A 22,185-nucleotide genomic window follows, 5' to 3' on the forward strand; every position below is an offset into this window, starting at 1 on the left:
GCTCCTACAATGCCCCGCATGGCCCTGCCCCTGGATGTGTGTATTCGCGGCGCCGGCATCGTCGGCCGTGCGCTGGCGCTGCTGCTGGCCCGCGAGCGCCTGCGCGTCGGGCTGGTCGAGTCGGCCGAGCCGCCGCCCAGCGACGTGCGCGCCTTCGCGCTCAACGCCGCCTCGCGCGACCTGCTGCAGGCCCTGCGTGCCTGGCCCGACGAGGTGCAGGCCACGCCGGTGCTGCGCATGGACATCCAGGGCGACGAGCAGGGCGCCGTGCATTTCGACGCGCGGGAGCAAGGCGTGCCGGCGCTGGCCTGGATCGCCGACGCGCAGGCCCTGCAGCAGCGCCTGGCCGAGGCGGTGCGCTACCAGCCGCTGATCGAGCCCCTGGCGGCGCCGCAGGAGGCGGCGCTCACCGTGGTGTGCGAAGGCCGTGCCAGCGCCAGCCGCGCCGGATTCGGCGTGCATTTCGATGTCACCCATTACCCGCAGCAGGCCATCGCGGCCCGGCTGGCCTGCGAACAAGCCCATGGCGGCGTGGCGCGCCAGTGGTTCTCCGACGGCAACATCCTGGCCTTCCTGCCCACAGGCGGGCCGGCCGGGAACTCGGTGGCGCTGGTCTGGTCTGTCCGGCAGGAGCATGCGCCGGGGCTGCTGTCGCTGGCGCCCGGCGAATTCGCGGCCCGCATCGAGGCGGCCAGCCACGGCGCCCTGGGCAAGGTCACGCTCGCCGGCGAGCGAGTGGCCTGGCCGCTGCAGCTGGCCCAGGCCTCGCGCTGGTGCGGCCCGGGCTGGGCGCTGGCGGGCGATGCGGCGCACACGCTGCATCCCCTGGCGGGCCAGGGCCTGAACCTGGGCCTGGCCGACGCGCGCGAGCTGGCGCAGGTGATGCACCGGCGCGAGTACTGGCGCAGCGTGGGTGACGAGAAGCTGCTGCGCCGCTACGAGCGCTCGCGCAAGTCGCAGGTGAGCGCCATGCAGTGGGCCACCGACGGGCTGCAGCAGCTGTTCGCCCAGGACGGCGAACCCTGGGCCTGGGTGCGCACCTGGGGCCTGCGCGGCTTCGACCGCAGCGGCCCGCTCAAGCTCTGGGTGGCGCGCCAGGCGGCAGGACGGTTTTGACGGGCACGCCCGTTTCTTTTGACGTGATGGAACAACAATGAACCCATTCAAGCGCGGGCTGCTGGCAGCCCTGTGTGCCGCCAGCCTCGCCAGCGCCGCCGTGGCGCAGGAGGCGACGATCCGCAAGAACCTGGCCGAGCGCATCCCGCAGCTGGCCAAGATCGACGAGATCAGCAAGACGCCCATGCCCGGCCTGTACGAGGTGCGCGTGGGCACCGACGTGGTCTACACCGACGCCGAGGGCAACTTCCTGCTGCAGGGCAACCTGTTCGATACGCGCCAGAAGCTCAACCTCACCGAGGAGCGGATGGAGAAGCTGCTGGCGGTGGACTTCGACAGCCTGCCGGTCAAGGATGCGTTCACCGTGGTGCGGGGCAACGGCAAGCGCAAGATGGCCATCTTCCAGGACCCCAACTGCTCGTTCTGCAAGCGCTTCGAGCGGGACTTCCAGAAGGTGGACAACGTCACCGTCTACATGTTCCTCTACCCCATCCTGAGCCAGGACTCGGCCGACAAGTCGCGCAACATCTGGTGCGCTAAGGACAAGGCCCGCGCCTGGAGCGACTGGATGGTGCGCGACCAGGTGCCGGCCGCCGCCAGCTGCGACACCGCGGCGCTGCAGCGCAACATCGAGTTCGGCAAGAAGCACAAGATCACCGGGACGCCCACCCTGCTGTTCGCGGACGGCTCCCGCGTGCCGGGTGCCATCGGCGCCCAGCAGGTCGAGAAGTACCTGGCCGGCGCCAAGTGAGCGGGGGGCGAACCGCGGGCCTGCACTACCGGGTGGAGGCGGCCGACATCCATGCCCACCTGTTCCGCGTCACGCTGACCATCGAGCAGCCGGCCGTGCCGCAGCGCCTGTCGCTGCCGGTCTGGATCCCGGGCAGCTACCTGGTGCGCGAGTTCTCCAAGAACCTGCAGAAGCTGGCCGCCCGGCAGGATGGCAGGCCGGTCGCCCTGCAGCAGCTGGACAAGTGCAGCTGGCAGGTGGACTGCGTGGCCAGCAGCCCGCTGGTGCTGGCTTACGAGGTCTACGCCTTCGACAACTCGGTGCGCACCGCCTGGCTGGACGCGCAGCGCGGCTTCTTCAACGGCACCAGCCTGTGCCTGCGGGTGCACGGCCAGGAGACGCAGCCCCATGCCCTGGAGCTGGTCTCGCCGGTGCCCAGCTGGGAGGCGGCCACCGGCCTGGCGCCGCACCGCGTGGGCAAGCGCGGGTTCGGCACCTACCTCGCGGCCGACTACGACGAGCTGGTGGACTGCCCGGTGGAGATGGGCAGCTTCTGGAGCGCCGAGTTCAAGGCCGCCGGCGTGCCGCACCGCTTCGTGGTGGCCGGCGCGCCCGAGTCCTTCGACGGCGCCCGGCTGGTGGCCGACACGCAGAAGATCTGCGAGGCCGAGATCCACTTCTGGCACGGCCGCAAGCGCCCGCCGCACAAGAGCTATCTGTTCATGCTCAATGCGGTGGACGACGGCTACGGCGGGCTGGAGCATCGCAACTCCACGGCGCTGATCGCCGCCCGGCGCGAGCTGCCGCGGCTGGGGGAGAGCCGCGCCAGCGACGGCTACACCACCCTGCTGGGCCTGATCAGCCACGAGTACTTCCACACCTGGAACGTCAAGCACCTGCGGCCGGCGGAGTTCACCCACTACGACTACGGGGCCGAGAACTACAGCCAGCTGCTGTGGTTCTTCGAAGGCTTCACCAGCTACTACGACGACCTGCTGCTGCGCCGCTGCGGCCTGATCGACGACGCGACCTACGTGCGCCTGCTGAACAAGACCGTCAACCAGGTGCTGCAGGCGCCGGGGCGCGAGGTGCAGTCGGTGGCCCAGGCCAGCTTCGACGCCTGGGTCAAGTACTACCGGCAGGACGAGAACACCGCCAACGCCACCATCAGCTACTACACCAAGGGCGCGCTGGTGGCGCTGTGCTTCGACCTGACGCTTCGCGCCGAAGGCGCCGGCAACCTCGACGAGGTGATGCGCACGCTGTGGGCGCGCTGCAAGGCCGGCCCCATGACCGAGGCCGACTTCGCCGCGGTGCTCAGGGAGCTGGGCGGCCGCAGCTACGCGCGCGAGATCGCCGCCTGGGTGCACGGCACGCGCGAACTCCCGCTGGAAGAGCTGCTGCAGCGCTTCGGCATCGTCGTGCTGGCCGAACCGGCGCAGTGGCAGCAACGCCTGGGCTTGCGGGTGGCCGAGAGCGGCGGCAGCATCCAGGTCAAGACCGTGCTGCGCGGCGGCGCCGCCGAGCAGGCCGGCTTCGCGGCCAACGACGAATGGCTGGGTGTGGAGGTGGCGGGCAGCGGCTGGCGCATGGCCAAGCTGGACGACCTGCCGCTGTACGCCGGCAGCCACCGCAAGGTCACGGCCCTGGTGGCGCGCGACCGGCGGCTGCTGCATCTGGAGCTCAACCTGCCGACCGCGGTGACCACCTGGCGCTTGGTGCTGCGCGACGCTGCCCTGGCCCAGCCATGGCTGTCACCTCCCGCCTGAACAAGCGCCGGCTGGCCGTGCCGCTGGCGCTGATCCTGGCGCTGGTGCTGGGCGGCCACCTGCTGCTGCTGGACTGGCTGGCAGGACTGGAGGTGCATCCGGCGGTGCTGCGGCCGCTGGCGGACCCGATGTTCACCCGGCTGCTGCTGCCCCAGGCGCCACCGCCGCCGGTTCCGCAGCCCACCCGTTCCGCCGCCCGCCCCGCCGCCCCGAAGACCGCGGCCATGGAATCCGTGGCGCAGCCGGCAAAGCCCGCGGCTTCGGTGCCGTCGCGCCCGCAAGCCCAGCCGGATCCCGAGCCGCCGCCCGAAACCGTCGCCCAGGCACCGGCGCCCCCTGAAGTCGTGCCCCCACCCGAGCCGGCCGCTTCCGCCCCGCAGGCCGCCGCCTCCGCGCCCGCCGGCGATGCCGCCACGGCCGGCGCCGGCATCGATCCCGCGCAGGCCGCCCTGGGTTCGCTGGACAGCTGGCCGCGCGACACCCGCGTCAACTACCAGCTCTCGGGCAAGTACCGCAGCGGCGACCTGTACGGCGGCGCGCGCGTGCAGTGGCAGCGCGCCGGCCCGCTCTACCAGGCGCGGGTGGAACTGGACATCACCCTGGCCGGCAGCCGGGTCCTCACCAGCCAAGGCGAGGTCCGGCCCGAGGGCCTGCTGCCCGAGGTGTTCGAGGAGGTGTGGCGCGGCAAGCCCCGCTCCGTGCGCATGGGCCCGGGTACGCTGACCTTCAACGACGGCCGCACCGCGCCGCGCCCGCCCGGCGTGCAGGACAGCGCCAGCCAGTTCGTCGAGCTCAGTCACCGCTTCGCCACCGGGCGCGAACGGCTGGAGGTGGGCCGCCAGGTCGACATCTGGCTGGCGCGCCCCTCGGCGGTGGACCTGTGGACCTACGACATCGTCGACCGCGAGCTGCTCAGGACACCCCGGCTGGGCGAGGTCGAGGCGTTCCGGCTCAAGCCCCGGCCCATCGCCAACCCGCGCGGCAACATCACGGCGGAAATCTGGTTCGCGCCCAGCCTGCAGTACCTGCCGGTGCGCATCCGCGTGAGCATGGGCGACGAGGCCCACGTGGACCTGATGGTCGACACCATCGAGCAGAATTGACCACCCCCGAAGCGGCCTGTGGCCGCTGGCGAAGGCACGCGTTCCGAGAAGGTCCTAGGCTTTGCGCTGGTCCAGCACGCGCTTGGCCTTGCCCAGGCTGCGCTCGATGCCGCCGGGCGGGCGCAGCTCGATCCTGGCGCTGGTGCCGACATAGGTCTTGATCTCGTGCGCGAGCCGCTGCGCCGCCGCCTGCGCGGGCGGGCCCTCATGGGCCAGGCCGGCGCGCACCTCCACCGCCACCGTCAGGCAGTCCAGCGGACCCTCGCGCGTGAGAATGCACAGGTAGTGCGGCGCCAGCTCCTCGCGCTTGCAGATCAGCTCCTCGATCTGCGTGGGAAAGACGTTGACGCCGCGCACGATCATCATGTCGTCGCTGCGGCCGGTGATCTTCTCCATGCGGCGCATGGTGCGCGCCGTGCCGGGCAGCAGGCGCGTGAGGTCGCGCGTGCGGTAGCGGATGATGGGCAGCGCCTCCTTGGTCAGGCTGGTGAAGACCAGCTCGCCCAGCTCGCCGTCGGCCACCGGCTCCCCGCTCCCGGGGTCGATGACCTCGGGGTAGAAGTGGTCCTCCCAGATGGTGGGGCCGTCCTTGGTCTCCACGCACTCGTTGGCGACGCCGGGGCCCATCACCTCGGACAGGCCGTAGATGTCGACCGCGTCGATAGCCAGCCGCTGCTCGATCGCCGCGCGCATGTCGTTGGTCCAGGGCTCGGCGCCGAAGATGCCCAGGCGCAGGCTGCTGGCACGCGGGTCCAGCCCCTGGCGTTCCATCTCGTCGGCGATGGCCAGCATGTAGCTGGGCGTGACCATGATGATGTCGGGCCGGAAGTCGTGGATCAGCTGCACCTGGCGCTCGGTCTGGCCGCCGCCGAAGGGCACCACCGTCAGCCCGAGTTTCTCCGCGCCGTAGTGCGCGCCCAGGCCGCCGGTGAACAGGCCATAGCCGTAGCTCACGTGCACCAGGTCGCCGGGCCGCGCCCCGCTGGCGCGGATGCTGCGCGCCATCACCAGCGACCAGGTGTCGATGTCGTTGCGGGTGTAGCCCACCACCGTGGGCTTGCCGGTGGTGCCGCTGGAGGCGTGGATGCGGGCGCACTGCCCGCGCGGTACGGCGAACATGCCGAAGGGGTAGCTCTCGCGCAGGTCGTGCTTGGTGGTGAAGGGGAACTTCGCCAGATCGGCCAGCGAGCGGCAATCCTCGGGGTGCACGCCGGCCGCGTCGAACTTCGCGGCATACACGGGCGAGTTGGCGTAGGCATGGGCCAGCGTGGCCTTCAGGCGCTTGAGCTGCAGGGCGCGCAGCTCGTCGACGCTGGCCTTCTCGATCGGCTCGAGCGGGAACGATGCTGTCATGCGGCCTCCTGCGGCACCACCGTGCCCGCGATCTGCGCGCTCTTGCCGCGGAACAGGGCCACGACCTCGCCGTGCTGGTTGGTGACCTTCATGTCGTAGATGCCGTGCCGGCCCTGCAACACGCGTTCGACGCCCTCGCAGGTCAGCACGTCGCCCAGCTGGCCCGGCTTGAGGAAGTCGATGCTGCAGCCGGCCGCCACCGCGACCTTGTTGTGGCTGTTGCAGGCGAACGCGAAGGTGGAGTCCGCCAGCGTGAAGATGAAGCCGCCATGGCAGATGCGGTGGCCGTTGAGGTGCAGCTCGCGCACCGCCATGCGCATCACGGCGCGCCCGGGCGCGCAGCTGACCAGCTCCATGCCCATGGTGTCGCGCGATGCGGCGTCCTGCGCGAACATGGCTTGGCCGACCCGCCAAGCGAGCTCCTGCGGGGCCATCACTCCCCCTTGAACTGCGCAGGCCGCTTCTGCAGGAATGCCGTGACCCCTTCGATGTAGTCGTGCGTGCGGCCCAGCGCCGACTGCGTGTCGCGCTCCAGGTCCAGCTGGTGGTCGAGGTCACTGGTGGCGGCCGCACGCAGCAGCTTGCGCGTGGCCGCCAGCGCCGCCGTGGGCATGGTCGCGAGACGCTCCGCAAGCTTCATCGCCTCAGCAACGACATCGGCGCCCTCTGGAGCCACGTTCCAGATCATTCCCCACTCCTTCGCGTCCCGGGCGCTGAGCTTGTCGCCCAGCATGGCGCAGCCCATGGCCCGCGCCAGCCCGAGCTTCTTGACCAGGAACCAGGAACCTCCCGCGTCCGGGATCAGCCCGATGCGGCTGAAGGCCTGGATGAAGGTGGCGGACGGCGCGGCGATGGCCAGGTCGCACGTCATGGCCAAGGACGCACCCGCGCCCGCGGCGACGCCGTTGACGGCGGCGATGGTCGGCACGCGCAAGTCCATCAGCTTGCGCACGGTAGGGTTGAAGAGTTTCTCGATGATCGGTCCCGGGTCGGCGCGCTGCACTTGGTCCGGGCCCGGCGTCATGTCGAATGCGGCGAGGTTGGCTCCCGCGCAGAACCCGCGTCCCGCGCCCGTGATCACCAGTGCGCGCACCGACTTGTCGCCATTGACGCGGTCGAGCAGCGCGCGCAATTCCTCGTGCATGGTGCGCGTCAGGCTGTTCAACGCATCCGGCCGGTTCAAGGTGACCAGCGCGACCGCACCACGTTGCTCGTACAGGACGTTCGATTCAGCCATTGTGGGGCTCCTTCGGCAGAAATCTAGCATGGGCCGACCGCCCGGTCGGCCAATGATTTCCCTTGGGTATAGTCACCGCTCCAGGAGAACAGCATGGCCTACGAACTGATTGAAGTGCGCACCGAAGCCGGCAAGGTTGGCGTTGTCCAGCTCAACCGGCCCAAGCAGCTGAACGCGCTGAACAACCAGCTCATGGACGAGCTGGGCGCGGCGCTCAAGGCCTTCGACGCCGACCCGGCCATCGGCTGCATGGTCGTCACCGGCAGCGAGAAGGCCTTTGCCGCCGGCGCCGACATCGGGGCCATGGCCAGCTACGGCTTCGCCGAGGTCTACGGCGGCGACTACATCACCCGCAACTGGGAGACCATCCGCCAGGTCCGCAAGCCGGTGATCGCGGCCGTGAGCGGCTTCGCGCTGGGCGGCGGCTGCGAGCTGGCCATGATGTGCGACTTCATCATCGCCGCCGACAACGCCAGGTTCGGCCAGCCCGAGATCAAGCTGGGCATCATCCCGGGCGCCGGCGGCACCCAGCGGCTGCCGCGCGCGGTGGGCAAGTCCAAGGCCATGGACATGGCCCTGACGGCCCGCATGATGGACGCCACCGAGGCCGAGCGCGCCGGGCTGGTGAGCCGTGTGGTGCCGCTGGACAAGCTGATGGACGAGGCGCTGGGCGCGGCCCTGACGATCTGCGAGCTGCCGCAGCTGGCGGTGATGGCGGCCAAGGAGTCGGTGAACCGCTCGTTCGAGACCGGCCTGTCGGACGGGGTGATGTTCGAGCGGCGCCTGTTCCACGCGCTGTTCGCCACCGCCGACCAGAAGGAAGGCATGGACGCCTTCGTGGGCAAGCGCAAGCCGCAGTTCCGGCACCGCTGAAGGACCGCCGGGCGGATGCACGGCCGTCCGGCCATTGGCTATAATCGGGGGCTCGGCGCTTTAGCTCAGTCGGTTAGAGCGATGGAATCATAATCCACAGGTCCGCGGTTCGAATCCGTGAAGCGCCACCAGATTTGCCGCACGGTGCACGTGCGTTGACACCCAAGGCACTGTCCCGCACAGTGCCTTTTCTTTTTGCGCAGCTCAGCCTCTGGATCAACACCATGAACCGCTGGATCAAACCCTTGCTCGCCGCCGCCCTGCTGGCCGCCGGCGCCGCCTTGGCCCAAGGCATCGTCCGCGAGGCACCCAAGGACGTGAAGCCCGCGCGGCTGAAGGTCACGGCAGCGCCGCAGGCCCTGGTCAACGGCCGGCCCGACCGCCTCTCGCCCGGCGCGCGCATCCGCAACCTGAACAACCTGGTCGTGCTGCCGGCCAGCCTGGCCGGTCAGGACCTGCCCATGGTGTACCGGCGCGACGCCGCCGGCCTGGTGCATGAGGTCTGGCTGCTGAGCGAGGCCGAGTACGCCCGGCTGGGCGGCACGCGCGATGTTGGCGGCGCCGAGGGCCTGCGGCGCTTCAACGAGCTGCTGGCCCTGGTCTTCGGCGGCCGCCGCTAGAGCGAAGGAGAGCGCCATGGGCAAGAAAGTCTTCATCAAGACCTTCGGCTGCCAGATGAACGAGTACGACTCGGACAAGATGGCCGACGTGATGAAAGCCGCCGAGGGCTACGAGCCCACCTCCGACGTGGAGCAGGCCGACCTCATCCTCTTCAACACCTGCTCGGTGCGCGAGAAGGCCCAGGAGAAGGTGTTTTCCGACCTGGGCCGCGTCAAGCACCTCAAGGCACGCGGCGCGCTCATCGGCGTGGGCGGCTGCGTCGCCAGCCAGGAAGGCGCCGCCATCGTCGAGCGCGCGCCCTACGTGGACCTGGTGTTCGGGCCGCAGACGCTGCACCGCCTGCCCGAGATGCTGGCGCGCCGCGAGCGGGAACGGCGCCCCCAGGTGGACATCAGCTTCCCCGAGATCGAGAAATTCGACCACCTGCCGCCGGCGCGGGTCGAGGGCGCCACCGCCTTCGTCAGCATCATGGAAGGCTGCAGCAAGTACTGCAGCTACTGCGTGGTGCCCTACACCCGGGGCGAGGAGGTCTCGCGCCCGTTCGAGGACGTGCTGGCCGAGGTCGCCGGGCTGGCCGAGCAGGGCGTCAGGGAGGTGACGCTGCTGGGCCAGAACGTCAACGCCTACCGTGGGCGGATGGGTAGCACCGCGGAGATCGCCGACTTCGCCCTGCTGGTCGAGTACGTGGCCGAGATCCCCGGCATCGAGCGCATCCGCTACACCACCAGCCATCCCAACGAGTTCACGCCGCGCCTGATCGAGGCCTACGCGCGCGTGCCCAAGCTGGTGAGCCACCTGCACCTGCCGGTGCAGCACGGCAGCGACCGAATCCTGATGGCGATGAAGCGCGGCTACACCGCCATGGAATACAAGAGCACGGTGCGCAAGCTGCGCGCCATCCGCCCGCAGCTGTCGCTGTCCAGCGATTTCATCGTGGGCTTCCCGGGCGAGACCGAGGACGATTTCGCCCGCACCATGAAGCTGATCGAGGACGTCGGCTACGACACCAGCTTCAGCTTCATGTTCAGTCCGCGCCCGGGCACGCCGGCGGCGCAGCTGCACGACGACACGCCGCAGCAGGTCAAGCTGCGGCGGCTGCAGCAGCTGCAGGCGGCCATCGAGGCCAACGCGCAGCGCATCAGCGCCAGCCGCGTCGGGACCGTGCAGCGCGTCCTGGTGGAAGGTCCGTCGCGCAAGGACCCTGCCGAGCTGTCCGGCCGCACCGAGTGCAACCGCGTGGTCAACTTCCAGGCGCCGCCGCGCCTGGTGGGCCGGATGGTGGACGTCGCCATCACCCAGGCCTTCCCGCATTCGCTGCGCGGCGAAGTCCGGATGCTCGGCGAAGCACCCGCTGCCTGAGCCGCCGGCCTTGCAGCTGCGCATGCCATCGTTGCGGCCGGGCCTGGTCTCATTCCGCCAGCTGCTGCTGGTCGCCTTCCTCTTGATCGGCGTGCTGCTGGGCGGCACGGCGCTGCGGGCCGTGGTCATCCTGGACCGGCTGATGGCCCAGAGCGGCGACGAGACCACGCGCGCGCTGGAACTCAACGCCAGCGCCCAGGCCTTGACCGCCCGCACCGTCGACATGGAGCGCGCCGCGCGCCAGTCGCTGATCTTCAACGACCGCCTGCTGCGGCGCCGTTTCGAGGAAGCGACGGACGGCGCGCGCGACGCGCTGCGCCGCATGACCGAACAGGGCCTGAACCCGGCGCTGGCCGGCCCCTGGCTGGCGCAGCTGGAGCTGGTCGCCAACCTGCTGCCCGGCCCGGCGGAAACAGCGCTGGACCGCGAGCGCGCCGTCGCGGCCGCCTTCCGCGAGTTCGACACGCTCAACACCGGCATCGCGCGCGAGGTGCAGGCGCTGATCGAAGGCCGCAACACCGCGCTGCGCGAGCGCCTGGACGCCAGCCGCGCCCGGCTGATGCAGCAGGTGCTGCTCACCATCCTGCTGGCGGCGGTGCTGGCCACCGGCCTGGGCCTGTGGCTGGCGCGGCCGTTCAAGCGGCTGGAACGCGCCATCGTGGGCCTGGGCGAGAACCGGCTGGACGAGCCCATCGACATCGAAGGCCCGGCCGACGTGCGCCGCGTCGGCCAGCAGCTCGACTGGCTGCGGCTGCGGCTGACCGAGCTGGACGCCGACAAGGCGCGCTTCCTGCGGCACATCTCGCACGAGCTGAAGACCCCGCTGGCCGCCATGCGCGAAGGCGTGGCGCTGCTGGAGGATGGGGTGGCGGGCGAACTCAACAGCCGGCAGCAGGAGGTGATGCGCATCCTGCACCACAACACCTCGGTGCTGCAGGAGCAGATCGAGGCGCTGCTGCGCTTCAACGCGGCGGCCTTCGAGGCGCGCCAGCTCAAGCGCCGCCGCATCGACCTGCTGGCCCTGGTGCAGCACCAGGTGGAGGCCCAGCGCCTGCAGTGGCAGGCCAACGCGCTGCAGGTCGAGGTGCGCGGCGAGCCGCTGGTACTGCCGGTGGACGCCGACAAGCTGGGCACCGCGGTGGCCAACCTGCTGTCCAACGCCATCCGCTTCTCGCCGCCCGGCGGCAGCGTCGTGGTTGAGCTCAGCCATTCACCGGGGCTGGCCTGCATCGCCATCCGCGACCAGGGACCAGGCGTGGCCGAGGCCGACCGGCCGCGCATCTTCGAGCCTTTCTACCGGGGCGAGCGCCAGCCGCAGGACGCGGTGCGCGGCACCGGCATCGGCCTGTCCATCGTGCAGGAGTACATTGCAGCCCACGGCGGCCGCGTCGTCCTGATGGACCAGGGCGAAGGCGCCCATTTCCGCATCGAACTGCCCCATGCTTCCTGACCTGTCCGCGCGGGGCTGCCCGCCTTTGCCTTCCGCCATGCCCGCCCCACCGTCCTGGGCCGCGCTGGGCCTGGGACTCATGCTGATCGGCTGCGCGGCCGCGCCGGCACCCCCGGTGCCGGCCCCCACCCCGGCCAGTCCGGCGGTGGAACTGCCGGCGCCAGCAGGCTCCCCGCAGCCGCCGGCAGCCGACGCTCCCCAGCTCCAGCCGCCGGCCGAGACGGGCCAGCCGCCGCTGAACACCGTGCTGGCCCATGCCGACCGGCTGCGCACCCTGCCGCCGCCCGAGCTGGCCCAGGAGATCGCCCGCCTGAACGACACCGGCGGCTCGCCGGTGCGGCAGATGCAGTTGGCGCTGGCGCTGCTGCAGACCCAGGCGCCGGCGGACGGGCAGCGCGCCAACGGGCTGCTGCAGCGCGTGCTGGCGCAGGACACGCCCGAGGCGCGGCAACTGCATCCGCTGGCCCGCCTGATCGCCACCCAGTACACCGCCCAGCGCCGCGCCGAGGAACAGGCCGAGCGCTCCGCGCAGCAGCTGCGCGACGGCCAGCGCCGCATCGACCAGCTCAACGAGCGGCTGGAGGCGCTGCGCGCCATCGAGCGCAGCATGCCCTCGCGTCCGGCGCCCTGAGGAAGGATCGCATGGCTTCCCCCGGCGCCCGCATCCTGGTGGTGGACGACGATGCCGACATGCTGCGGCTGCTGTCCATGCGGCTGGGCGCGGCCGGCTACCAGGTCCGGGCCGTGGGCTCGGCCGAGGCGGCGCTGGCCCAGCTCGCGCTGGAGCGCCCCCAGCTGGTGCTCAGCGACGTGCGGCTGCCGGGCCGCGACGGCCTGGCCCTGTTCGACGAGATCCGCGCCCGCCATCCCTCGCTGCCGGTGATCCTGCTCACCGCCCACGGCACCATCCCCGATGCGGTGGAAGCGACGGCGCGCGGCGTGTTCACCTACCTGACCAAGCCCTACGACGGCCGCGAGCTGCTGGACAAGATCGCGCAGGCGCTGGCGCTCACCGCGCCGGCGCCGGCCGCCGCGCCAGCCGACGAGGGCTGGCGCATCGACGTGATCAGCCGCTCCGCCCGCATGGCCGAGCTGCTGGCCGAGGCGCGCATGGTGGCGGCCTCGGATGCCTCGGTGCTGCTGCGCGGCGACAGCGGCACCGGCAAGGAGATGCTGGCCCGCGCCATCCACAAGGCCAGCCCGCGAACGCGCCGGCCCTTCGTGGCCGTCAACTGCGGCGCCATTCCGGAAGCGCTGCTGGAATCGGAACTGTTCGGCCACATGAAGGGCGCCTTCACCGATGCCGTGGCCAACCACAAGGGTTTGTTCCAGGCGGCCGACGGCGGCACCCTGCTGCTCGACGAAATCGGCGACATGCCGCCGGCGCTGCAGGTCAAGCTGCTGCGCGTGCTGCAGGAGCGCGCGGTGCGTCCGCTGGGCTCCAGCCAGTCCATCCCCGTCGACGTGCGCATCATCTCGGCCACCCACCGCAACCTGGAGGCGGCGATGGCGGCGGGGCAGTTCCGCGAGGACCTGTACTACCGGCTGAACGTGGTGACGCTGAGCCTGCCCACCCTGGCCGAGCGGCGCGAGGACATCCCGCTGCTGGCCAACCATTTCCTGCACAAGCTGGCGACCAAGTACGGGCGGCGCCTGTCGGGCTTCGCGCCGGAGGCGCTCAAGGCCCTGACCACGGCCGCCTGGCCGGGCAACGTGCGGCAGCTCTACAACGTGGTCGAGCAGGTCTGCGCCCTGTCCACCACGCCGCTGGTGCCGCTGGCCCTGGTGCAGCGGGCGCTGCGCGTGCCCAGCGTGGAAGTGCTGACCTATGCCGAGGCCAAGCAGCGCTTCGAGCGCGAGTACCTGGTCGGGCTGCTCAAGCTGACCGACGGCAACGTGGCCGACGCGGCCCGGCTGGCCGGCCGCAACCGCACCGAGTTCTACCGCCTGCTGCAGAAGAACGAGCTCACGCCCGGCCATTTCAAGGGCGATTCTGTCGCCGGGGCCCAGACCCCTGTCACCGGCCTGCGACAAGACGATAGCCTTGATCCATAAGGGAAAAAAAACAGCAGAGCGGGTATTTGTCGCTGGCCGGCGACAAAAAACAGGGGTTTTGGCGGATTGCGAGGCGCCATCCTTGCTCAACAATAAAAAACCCTCGTAAGTCTTTGATTTTCTTTAAGTTTTTACCTGGCATAGGGTTTGCACTAGCAGGTAAATGCTTAGGCCGCCTGCCCTCTCCCTGCTGCTCTCCTGGCGCCTGGTGTGCGCTATCGGACTGGCCCTGTCGGCGCTGCCCCCCGCCTGGGCCCAGGGCTTCGATTTCGACCGCCTGACCCAGCTGGCGCGCCAGCGCGCCCAGGCTCCGCACAACGACCCCAGCACCCCGCTGCCGCCGGCCCTGGCCGCGCTGGACTACGACGGCCTGCGCGACATCCGCTTCCGCCCGGGGCGCGCGCTGTGGCGCGACGCCGGCCTGCCGTTCGAGGCCATGTTCTTCCACCGGGGCAAGTACCACCCGCAGCCGGTGCGCGTCAACGAGGTGCTGGAGGGTGGCAAGGTGCGCCCCATCCGCTTCAACCGGGCAGACTTCGACTACGGCAAGAACCCCGTCGACCCCACGGCCTGGGGCGACCTGGGCTTCGCGGGCTTTCGCATCCATTACCCGCTCAACAACACGGCCTACAAGGACGAGCTGGCGGTGTTCCTGGGCGCCAGCTACTTCCGCGCCCTGGGCGCGGGCCAGCAGTACGGCCTGTCGGCCCGCGGCCTGGCCATCGACACCGTGGGCGGCAGCGGGCCGGAGGAATTCCCGCGCTTTTCCGAGTTCTGGCTGGAGCGCCCGGCGCCCGGCGCGCAGCAGCTGGTGCTGTACGCGCTGCTGGAGTCGCCCCGAGCCACCGGCGCCTACCGCTTCGTGCTGCGCCCGGGGCCGGAGAGCGTGACCGAGGTGCGGGCCCGCGTCTTCCTGCGCGCCGGCGCCGGCCAGCCGGTCACCACCCTGGGCATCGCGCCGCTGACCAGCATGTTCCTGTTCGGCGAGAACCAGCCGCGCCCCGCCGACTTCCGCCCCGAGGTGCACGATTCCGACGGCCTGATGATCGCCACCGCCAGCGGCGAATGGCTGTGGCGCCCCCTGGTCAACCCGCGCCAGCCGCTGACCAACAGCTTCACCGTGGACGGGCTGCGCGGCTTCGGCCTGATGCAGCGCGACCGCGGCTTCGCCAGCTACGAGGACACGGAAGCGCGCTACGAGCGCCGGCCCAGCGCCTGGGTCAGGCCCATCGGCGACTGGGGCCCGGGCCGCGTCGAGCTGTTCCAGCTGCCCACGCCCGACGAAACGCACGACAACATCGTGGCGTACTGGGTCCCGGCCCGCCTGCCCGCGCCGGGCGAGCCCCTGGAATTCGCCTACGAGCTGGCCTGGCAGGGCGACGAGCAGCAGCGCCCGCCCAACGGCTGGGCGGTGCAGTCGCGCCGCGGCCTGGGTTTCGTGCGGCCCGAGGACATGCCCGGCCTGGCCGGCACGGTGCAGTACGTGGTGGATTTCGACGGCCCGGCGCTGCGCGCCCTGCCGGTCGATGCCGCCGTGCGGCCCGTGGCCACCGCCGACGCCAACGGCCGCATCGAGCAGCAGCTCGCCTATTTCAATCCGGCCACCCGAACCTGGCGCATGACGCTGCGGGTGCGACCCATCGACGCGGCGCGCCCTGTGGAGCTGCGCGCCTTCCTGCAACACGGCAACGACATCCTGAGCGAAACATGGACCAACATCATTCTTCCCGACGCCGCCCTCTGAGGCAGGCAGGCCATGCCGACACCGGCGGCTCATCGTCCGCAGCCGTGGTGGCGCCGGTGGGCGCGGCCTACCCCGCGGGGGTGGGCGCACGCCGCAGCCTGCTGCGCGAGGAGCGCCATCCCAACGCGGTGACGGCGCCGCCGATCAACCGCGGCTCCATGGTGCCGCGGCCCTGGCGCGGCTTCTGGAACAGCCTGGGCACGGTGGGGCTGTCGGGCATGAACCGGCTGCTGTCGCCCGCGGCGCCCCGCACCGCGCGCCCGCCGCGCCAGGCCTGGGAGAGCGCGGCCGCGCGCCGGCGCGCCGTGTTCATGCTGATCACGGTCCTGAGCACCACGCTGGCCACGCTGCTGTTCGCCAACGCCCAGCCCAATTACGACAACGCCTGGCTGGAGTACGGCCAGATCGCGCTGTTCGCGGTGCTGTCCACCTGGGTGGTGACCGGTTTCGTCACCGCGTTGATGGGCTTCTGGGTGCAGCTGCGCGGCGACGCCCACACCCTGTCGGCCAGGTCGGTGCAGCACCATCCCATGAACCCCGAGGCGCGCACCGCCCTGATCATGCCGATCTGCAACGAGGACGTGGCCACCGTGTTCGCCGGCCTGCGCGCCACCTGCGAGTCGGTCGCCGCCACCGGCCACGTCCGGCAGTTCGACGTGTTCGTGCTGTCCGACAGCAACGATCCCGAAGTCCAGACGGCCGAGCGCACCGCCTGGGAGGAGTTGCGCTCGGCCCTGGCCGAGCACCCCAACCAGCCGCAGATCGAGGTCTACTACCGCCTGCGCAAGCGCCGCACGCACCGCAAGGCCGGCAACGTGGCCGACTTCTGCCGCCGCTGGGGCAAGGACTACCGCTACATGGTGGTGCTGGACGCCGACAGCGTGATGAGCGGCGACTGCATCGTGTCCATGGTCAAGCTGATGGAGGCGAACCCGCAGGCCGGCATCGTCCAGACCGCCACCCAGGCGGTGGGCCATGCGACGCTGCACGCGCGCGCCCAGCAGTTCGCCTCGCGCGTGACCGGCCGCCTGTTCACCCTGGGCATGCAGTTCTGGCAGCTGGGCGAGTCGCACTACTGGGGGCACAACGCCATCATCCGCGTGGCGCCCTTCATGGCGCACTGCGCGCTGGCGCCCATCCCCGGCCAGGGCGGCATGAGCGGCGGCATCATGTCGCACGACTTCGTCGAGGCCGCGCTGATGCGCCGCGCCGGCTGGCACGTGTGGCTGGTCTCCGACCTCACCGGCAGCTACGAGCAGCAGCCGCCGGACCTGCTGTCCGAGCTGCAGCGCGACCGCCGCTGGTGCCAGGGCAACCTGCAGAACGCGCGCCTGATCGCCGAGCCGGGCATCCACCGGCTGCACCGCGCCATGTTCGCCATCGGCGCCATGTCCTACCTGTCGGCCCCGCTGTGGCTGGCCTTCCTGACCTTCGGCACGGCGCTGTGGATGGCCGGCGCGCGCGTCTCGCCCGACTGGCAGTCCGTGCCCGCCGAGCTGGTGGGCCTGTGGATCTGGACGCTGTGCCTGCTGTTCATGCCGCGCATCCTGGGCCTGGTGGCCGTGGTGCTGCGGCGCGAGCAGGCGGCCTTCGGCGGCGTGCGCGGCCTGCTGGGCAGCGCGGCGCTGGAGACCGCCCTGGCCCTGCTGCAGGCGCCGGTGCGCATGCTGGCGCATTCGCTGTTCGTGGTGGTGGCGCTGACCGGCCTGAAGCTGGAGTGGAAGTCGCCCCCGCGGGAGGCCTCGGGCCTGGGCTGGCGGCAGGCCGCCGAGCGGCTGGCGCCCCTGACCGCGGTGATCGGCGTGCTGGCCGCGGCGGTGGCGGTCGTGAACGCCAGCGCCGTGCTGTCGCTGCTGCCGGTGGCGCTGCCGCTGCTGCTGGCCGTGCCGCTGGCGGTGCTGACCAGCCATGTGGAGCTGGGCGGCCGCATGCGCGAGCGCGGCTTTCTGCTGATCCCGGAAGAGTCGCGTTCGCCGGCGGTGCTGAGCCGGGCGCGCCAGCACGCCGTGCATGCGGCGCGGCTGCGCGCCGCCTGACGCCAGGACCTACTCGATCCTCGCGCCGGAAGCCTTGACGATGGCCCCGGCGCTGTCCCAGTCGGCCTGCAGCAGTTTCTGGAACCCGTCCACGCCCATGGGCGCGGCCTCCACGCCCAGGTTGCTCAGCCGCTGTTGAACCGCCGGATCGGCCAAGGCCTTCTGCACCGCCGCGTTGAGGCGCTCCACTTCGGCCCGGGGCGTGCCGGCCGGCGCCAGCAGCCCAAGCCACGAGTCGAATTGGTAGCCCGGCACGCCGGCTTCGGCGACGGTGGGCAGCTCGGGCAGGAACTTGGAGCGCTGCATGCCGGTGTAAGCCAGCAGCCGCACGCGCCCGTCCTGCCGGAAGGGCAGGATGCCGATGAGCGACGAAGTGACGCCCTGCACCCGGCCGGCCAGCAGCTCGTTGACGGCGTCGCCGGTGGACTTCATGGGCACGTGCTGCATCTGCACCCCGGCCTTGGCCAGGAAGAAAGCCATGCCCAGGTGGGTGGCGCTGCCGTTGCCGGCGGAGGCGTAGTTCAACTGGCCGGGCCTGGATCTGAGCAAAGCCACGTACTCCGCCATCGTGGTGGGGCCGAGGCTGGACGGCGCCGCGATCACGTAGCCGGAATTGCCGAGATAGCTCACGCCCACGAAGTCTTTGATCGGGTCATAGGGCAGCTTGCTGTAGAGATGGCCAGCCAGCGTGTGGCTGGCGGCGGCCAGCACCAGCGTGTTGCCGTCGGGCGCCGCCTTGGCCACCGCGTTGGTGCCGACCGAGCCGCCGGCACCGGGCCTGTTTTCCACGATGACGCTGGCGCCCAGGAGTTGGCCGAGCTCGGCGTTGAAGGTGCGCGCCACCGTGTCCTGCACCGCGCCGGGGCCGAACGGCACCACGATGCGGATCACGCGCTGGGCCAGGGCTGACGAGGGCGCGGCCACCGCGGCGGCCAGGACCAGAGCGGCGGCGGTGCCACGGAACCAGGTGCTGTGCATGGAAAGCTCCTCAGGGTTGGGCCAACCACCGCTGCGCCAGCCGCACGAAGTAGCTGGCGCCGATGGGGATGATCTCGTCGTTGAAGTCGAACGAGGTGTTGTGGATGATGCAAGGTCCGGGCCCGTGGTCCGGCAGGCGGTGGCCGCCATCGCCGTTGCCGATGAAGGCGTAGCAGCCCGGCTTGACCCGCAGCATGTGGGCGAAATCCTCCGCGCCCATGACAGCCGGGTAGTGCTCGTCCACCATCGCATCGCCCACCACCTCGCGCATCGCGTCCGCGGCGAAGCGCGCCTGCGCTTCGTGGTTGACCACCGGCGGCGAGGCGCGCCGGAAGAACACATCGGCGGTGCAGCCGTGCGCCTGGGCGATGCCGCCGGCCAGCCGGCGCAGCCCCTCCTCGATGCGGTCGAGCGCGTCGACCGAGAAGGTGCGCACGGTACCGCCCACTGCCGCCGTGTCCGGGATCACGTTGGGCGCGTCCGAACCCTGCAGCTGGGTCACTGCCAGCAGTGCCCGCTCGGTGGAATTGACGACCCGCGGCACCAGCGACTGCAGCTGCTGGGCGAGGTCGATCGCGGCGCCGACCGGGTCGATGCCGGTGTGCGGCATCGACGCATGGGTGCCGCGGCCGGTCAGGGTCACGCGCCAGGTGTTGCTGGAGGCCATCAGCGCGCCGTGGTTGAGCGCGAAGCCGCCGACGTTGCCGATCGGGAAGTTGTGCAGCGCGAACACCGCGTCGCAGGGGAAGCGCTCGAACAGCCCGTCCTCGATCATCTTGAGCGCGCCCGCCTTGCCCATCTCCTCGGCCGGCTGGAAGATGAAGTTCACCGTCCCGCTGAAGTCCCGCGCGCGCGAAAGATGCCAGGCCGCGGCCAGCAGCATCGTGGTGTGCCCGTCGTGGCCGCAGGCGTGCATGCGGCCGTCGTGCCTGGAACGGTGCGGGAAACGGTTCTCCTCCTGCAGCGGCAGGGCATCGAGGTCGGCGCGCAGGCCGATCGCGCGCGGGCCGTCGCCGCAGCGCAGGACGCCCACGACGCCGGTGCCGGCGATGCCGGTGTGGACCTCGATCCCCCACTCGCTCAGCAGCTCGGCGACGAGCTTGGAGGTGCGGTGCTCCTCGAAGCCGAGTTCCGGATGGGCATGGATGTCGCGGCGCAGCGCGACGAAGCGGGAGACGTCCGCGAAAGAGTCGACGATCTTCATGGCGGGCCAGTATAGGAGCCGCCTTGCCGATGCGCTGGGGTGCTGGCGCGCCGGCTGCGCCTCAGAACGGCGGCTTGGGCATGCCTTTCATGCCGCCCATGCGCTTCATCATCTTCATCAGGCCGCCGCCCTTCATCTTCTTCATCATGCCCTGCATCTGATCGAACTCGTTGAGCAGCCGGTTCACCTCCTGGACCTGCACGCCGGCGCCGGCGGCGATGCGGCGCTTGCGGGTGGCCTTGATGAGGTCGGGCTTGCGCCGCTCCAGCGGCGTCATGCTGCAGATGATCCCCTCCTTGCGGCGGATGTCGCGCTCGGCCTTGTCCATGTCGACCTGGCCGGCCTTGGCCTGCATCTGCGCCGGCAGCTTGTCCATCAGGGTGGCCAGGCCGCCCATCTGTTTCATCTGCTGGATCTGCGAGAGGAAGTCGTTGAGGTCGAAACCCTCGCCGCTCTTGACCTTGGCCGCCAGCTTCTGCGCGGCCTCCATGTCGACGCCGGCGGTGACCTGCTCGACCAGCGCGACGATGTCGCCCATGCCCAGGATGCGCCCGGCGTGGCGCTCGGCGTCGAACACCTCCAGCCCGTCGATCTTCTCGGACACGCCGGCGAACTTGATGGGCGCGCCCGTGATCTGCCGCACCGACAGCGCGGCGCCGCCGCGCGAGTCGCCGTCCATCTTGGTCAGCACGATGCCGGTCAGCGGCAGCGCCTCCCTGAACGCCTTGGCGGTGTTGACCGCATCCTGGCCCTGCATCGCGTCCACCACGAACAGCGTCTCGACCGGCTTGAGCGCGGCATGCAGCTCCTTGATCTCGCGCATCAGCGCCTCGTCGATCGCCAGCCGGCCGGCGGTGTCGACCAGCAGCACGTCGAAGTACTGCCGGCGGGCGTGGTCCAGCGCGGCGCGGGCGATGTCCAGCGGCTTCTGGTCGGGCGAGCTGGGGAACCACTCGGCGCCGGCCTGCCGGGTCACTGTCTTGAGCTGCTCGATGGCCGCGGGGCGGTAGACGTCGCCGGAGACGGTGAGCACCTTCTTCTTGCGTTTCTCGATCAGGTGCTTGGCCAGCTTGGCCGTGGTGGTGGTCTTGCCGGCGCCCTGCAGGCCGGCCATCAGGATCACCGCCGGCGGCTGGGCCGCCAGGTTGATGTCGGAGACGCCCTCGCCCATGGTGGCGACCAGCTCGCGGTTGACGATGCCCACCAGCGCCTGGCCGGGGTTGAGCGAGCCCACCACCTCCTGGCCCAGCGCCTTGTCCTTCACGCGGGCGACGAAGTCGCGCACCACCGGCAGCGCCACGTCGGCCTCCAGCAGGGCCATGCGCACCTCGCGCAGCATGTCCTGCACGTTGGATTCGGTGATGCGCGCCTGGCCGCGCATTTCCTTGACCAGGCGGGAGAGTTTGTCGGAGAGGGCGGAGGCCATGGGAAAAAGCCTTAGTGATGCGCCTTGCGAACGCTTCGGCGGGCGCCGGGCAAGGGCTAAACTGCGGGACCATGATTCTAGCCAGTGCGTCCCCGGCGAGCGTGGCCCTGGCACTGGCTGCCGCGGCGGCCTATGCCGTGCCGGCCGCGGCCGCGCCCCGGCTGTCCGAGCGCGGGGCGCGGCTGGCATTGTGGGCGGCCTGGCTGCTGCACGCCGTGGTGCTGGGCTGGACCTTGCTGGGCCTGGGACAGCCGCAGGGGCCGCGTTTCGGTTTCGCGCCCGCGCTGTCGGTCACGGCCTGGCTGGTGCTCACGGTGTACGCGATCGAACGCCAGCTGTTCCCCCAGCTGCAGGCGCGCTGGGTGCTGGGTGCCCTGGGCGCGGCGGCCATCCTGCTGGCACTGGTGTTCCCCGGCACGCCGCTGCACGTCAGCGCGTCGCCCTGGCTGCCGCTGCACTGGGCCCTGGGCATCGCCTCCTACGGCCTGTTCGCGGCGGCGGTGGTCCATGCCTGGCTGATGCGCCGCGCCGAAAAGCAGATCCGGCAGGCCAGCGACGCCCAGGCCGGCGTGCCGCTGCTGACGCTGGAGCGGCTCACCTTCCGCTTCGCGGGGGCCGGCTTCGTGCTGCTGTCGGCCACGCTGCTGGCCGGGCTGCTGTTCGGCGAGGCGGTGTACGGCCCGGGCCGTCCCTGGCGCTGGGACCACAAGACGGCGTTCTCGGTGATGGCCTGGCTGGCCTTCGCGCTGCTGCTGGTCGGGCGCGCGCGCTTCGGCTGGCGCGGCCGCACCGCGGTGCGGGTGCTCTACACCGGCTCGCTGCTGCTGCTGCTGGCCTACGTGGGCTCGCGTTTCGTGATCGAAGTCGTGCTGGGGCGCGCGCTGTGAAGTACCTGGTGCTGCTCGGCATCCTGCTGGTGGTGTATCTGCTGTGGCGCGCGCAGCGCGGGCGCGAGGCGCGTGAAGCGCCGCCGCAGGCGCCGGCGCCGACGGCCGCGTCAGGCCTGCCGCAGGACATGGTGCGCTGCCCGGTATGTGCCCTGCACCTGCCCAAGTCCGATGCCGTGCCCGGCCAGCATGGCCGCCTTTATTGCAGCGCCGACCACCGGTTGCTGGGCGACCGCTAGCAAGG

At 70.9% G+C, this 22,185-nt stretch carries 20 protein-coding genes and 1 tRNA gene; 15 read left to right on the forward strand and 6 right to left on the reverse strand.

All coding sequences use genetic code 11. The features are described from left to right. Nucleotides 1–18 precede the first annotated feature (18 nt). From RTA_RS17545 to RTA_RS17560, 4 genes are read left to right on the forward strand one after another with little or no spacing between them, the layout of a single operon-like run. Entirely contained in the window at nt 19–1,116 is a 1,098-nt protein-coding gene (locus RTA_RS17545; protein ID WP_041675718.1) for an FAD-dependent monooxygenase, read from the forward strand. 37 nt (nt 1,117–1,153) lie between these two features. Next, nucleotides 1,154–1,867: a DsbC family protein gene (locus tag RTA_RS17550; protein WP_013902775.1), complete on the forward strand. Its 714-nt coding sequence runs from the start codon at nt 1,154–1,156 to the stop codon at nt 1,865–1,867. Continuing rightward, the gene (locus RTA_RS17555) at nt 1,864–3,615 is read left to right on the forward strand and encodes a M61 family metallopeptidase (protein WP_041675719.1); all 1,752 of its coding nucleotides are present in this window, start codon (nt 1,864–1,866) and stop codon (nt 3,613–3,615) included. The genes RTA_RS17550 and RTA_RS17555 overlap by 4 nt, the downstream gene beginning before the upstream one ends. After that, a complete protein-coding gene (locus RTA_RS17560; RefSeq protein ID WP_013902777.1) occupies nt 3,594–4,718 on the forward strand; it encodes a DUF3108 domain-containing protein in 1,125 nt (374 codons plus the stop codon). The genes RTA_RS17555 and RTA_RS17560 overlap by 22 nt, the downstream gene beginning before the upstream one ends. A gap of 54 nt (nt 4,719–4,772) precedes the next feature. On the opposite strand, the gene paaK is transcribed toward RTA_RS17560, so the two are convergent. The 3 genes from paaK to RTA_RS17575 are packed head-to-tail and all read right to left on the reverse strand — an operon-like array spanning nt 4,773 to nt 7,308. Next, entirely contained in the window at nt 4,773–6,071 is a 1,299-nt protein-coding gene (paaK, locus tag RTA_RS17565) for a phenylacetate--CoA ligase PaaK (RefSeq protein WP_013902778.1), read from the reverse strand. Next, nucleotides 6,068–6,505: a hydroxyphenylacetyl-CoA thioesterase PaaI gene (paaI, locus tag RTA_RS17570; protein ID WP_013902779.1), complete on the reverse strand. Its 438-nt coding sequence runs from the start codon at nt 6,503–6,505 to the stop codon at nt 6,068–6,070. The genes paaK and paaI overlap by 4 nt, the downstream gene beginning before the upstream one ends. Then, entirely contained in the window at nt 6,505–7,308 is an 804-nt protein-coding gene (locus RTA_RS17575) for an enoyl-CoA hydratase-related protein (protein ID WP_013902780.1), read from the reverse strand. Before RTA_RS17575 ends, paaI begins: the two co-directional genes overlap by 1 nt. Nucleotides 7,309–7,401: 93 nt before the next feature. Between RTA_RS17575 and RTA_RS17580 the strand changes: the two genes are divergently transcribed. The 9 genes from RTA_RS17580 (at nt 7,402) to mdoH (ending at nt 17,446) form a co-directional block, all read left to right on the forward strand. Beyond that, complete coding sequence (locus RTA_RS17580; protein ID WP_013902781.1) at nt 7,402–8,181, forward strand: enoyl-CoA hydratase; 780 nt, start codon at nt 7,402–7,404, stop codon at nt 8,179–8,181. A 54-nt stretch (nt 8,182–8,235) separates the two neighbouring features. Further along, nucleotides 8,236–8,312: transfer RNA gene (locus RTA_RS17585), tRNA-Met, on the forward strand. A 93-nt stretch (nt 8,313–8,405) separates the two neighbouring features. Beyond that, the gene (locus tag RTA_RS17590) at nt 8,406–8,801 is read left to right on the forward strand and encodes a hypothetical protein (RefSeq protein ID WP_049871329.1); all 396 of its coding nucleotides are present in this window, start codon (nt 8,406–8,408) and stop codon (nt 8,799–8,801) included. Nucleotides 8,802–8,817: 16 nt separating this feature from the next. After that, nucleotides 8,818–10,161: a tRNA (N6-isopentenyl adenosine(37)-C2)-methylthiotransferase MiaB gene (gene miaB / locus RTA_RS17595; protein ID WP_013902783.1), complete on the forward strand. Its 1,344-nt coding sequence runs from the start codon at nt 8,818–8,820 to the stop codon at nt 10,159–10,161. A gap of 22 nt (nt 10,162–10,183) precedes the next feature. Continuing rightward, nucleotides 10,184–11,611 (forward strand): sensor histidine kinase, encoded by a 1,428-nt coding sequence (locus RTA_RS17600; RefSeq protein WP_041676561.1) that lies wholly within the window; start codon nt 10,184–10,186, stop codon nt 11,609–11,611. Between the two features lie 37 nt (nt 11,612–11,648). Next, nucleotides 11,649–12,242: a hypothetical protein gene (locus RTA_RS17605; RefSeq protein ID WP_041676562.1), complete on the forward strand. Its 594-nt coding sequence runs from the start codon at nt 11,649–11,651 to the stop codon at nt 12,240–12,242. 11 nt (nt 12,243–12,253) lie between these two features. After that, complete coding sequence (locus tag RTA_RS17610; RefSeq protein ID WP_013902786.1) at nt 12,254–13,666, forward strand: sigma 54-interacting transcriptional regulator; 1,413 nt, start codon at nt 12,254–12,256, stop codon at nt 13,664–13,666. A 163-nt stretch (nt 13,667–13,829) separates the two neighbouring features. After that, entirely contained in the window at nt 13,830–15,410 is a 1,581-nt protein-coding gene (locus RTA_RS17615) for a glucan biosynthesis protein G (protein ID WP_013902787.1), read from the forward strand. Next, a complete protein-coding gene (mdoH, locus tag RTA_RS17620) occupies nt 15,374–17,446 on the forward strand; it encodes a glucans biosynthesis glucosyltransferase MdoH (protein ID WP_049871330.1) in 2,073 nt (690 codons plus the stop codon). Before RTA_RS17615 ends, mdoH begins: the two co-directional genes overlap by 37 nt. A gap of 9 nt (nt 17,447–17,455) precedes the next feature. Here mdoH and RTA_RS17625 read toward each other — a convergent pair whose 3' ends face one another. The 3 genes from RTA_RS17625 to ffh form a co-directional block, all read right to left on the reverse strand. Then, nucleotides 17,456–18,424, reverse strand: coding sequence for a tripartite tricarboxylate transporter substrate binding protein (locus RTA_RS17625; protein ID WP_013902789.1), 969 nt, complete (start codon nt 18,422–18,424; stop codon nt 17,456–17,458). Nucleotides 18,425–18,434: 10 nt separating this feature from the next. Next, nucleotides 18,435–19,628 (reverse strand): M20 aminoacylase family protein, encoded by a 1,194-nt coding sequence (locus tag RTA_RS17630; protein ID WP_013902790.1) that lies wholly within the window; start codon nt 19,626–19,628, stop codon nt 18,435–18,437. 61 nt (nt 19,629–19,689) lie between these two features. Beyond that, nucleotides 19,690–21,054 carry a signal recognition particle protein gene (gene ffh / locus RTA_RS17635; RefSeq protein ID WP_013902791.1) on the reverse strand — a complete coding sequence of 455 codons (1,365 nt, stop codon included), beginning with the start codon at nt 21,052–21,054 and terminating at the stop codon, nt 19,690–19,692. Nucleotides 21,055–21,125: 71 nt separating this feature from the next. Here ffh and RTA_RS17640 point away from each other — a divergent pair, with 71 nt between their 5' ends. Then, complete coding sequence (locus RTA_RS17640) at nt 21,126–21,941, forward strand: cytochrome C assembly family protein (RefSeq protein WP_041675721.1); 816 nt, start codon at nt 21,126–21,128, stop codon at nt 21,939–21,941. Continuing rightward, nucleotides 21,938–22,180, forward strand: coding sequence for a PP0621 family protein (locus tag RTA_RS17645; RefSeq protein WP_013902793.1), 243 nt, complete (start codon nt 21,938–21,940; stop codon nt 22,178–22,180). The genes RTA_RS17640 and RTA_RS17645 overlap by 4 nt, the downstream gene beginning before the upstream one ends. Nucleotides 22,181–22,185 lie beyond the last annotated feature (5 nt).

This window comes from Ramlibacter tataouinensis TTB310 (assembly GCF_000215705.1).
Taxonomy (GTDB): Bacteria; Pseudomonadota; Gammaproteobacteria; order Burkholderiales; family Burkholderiaceae_C; genus Ramlibacter; species Ramlibacter tataouinensis.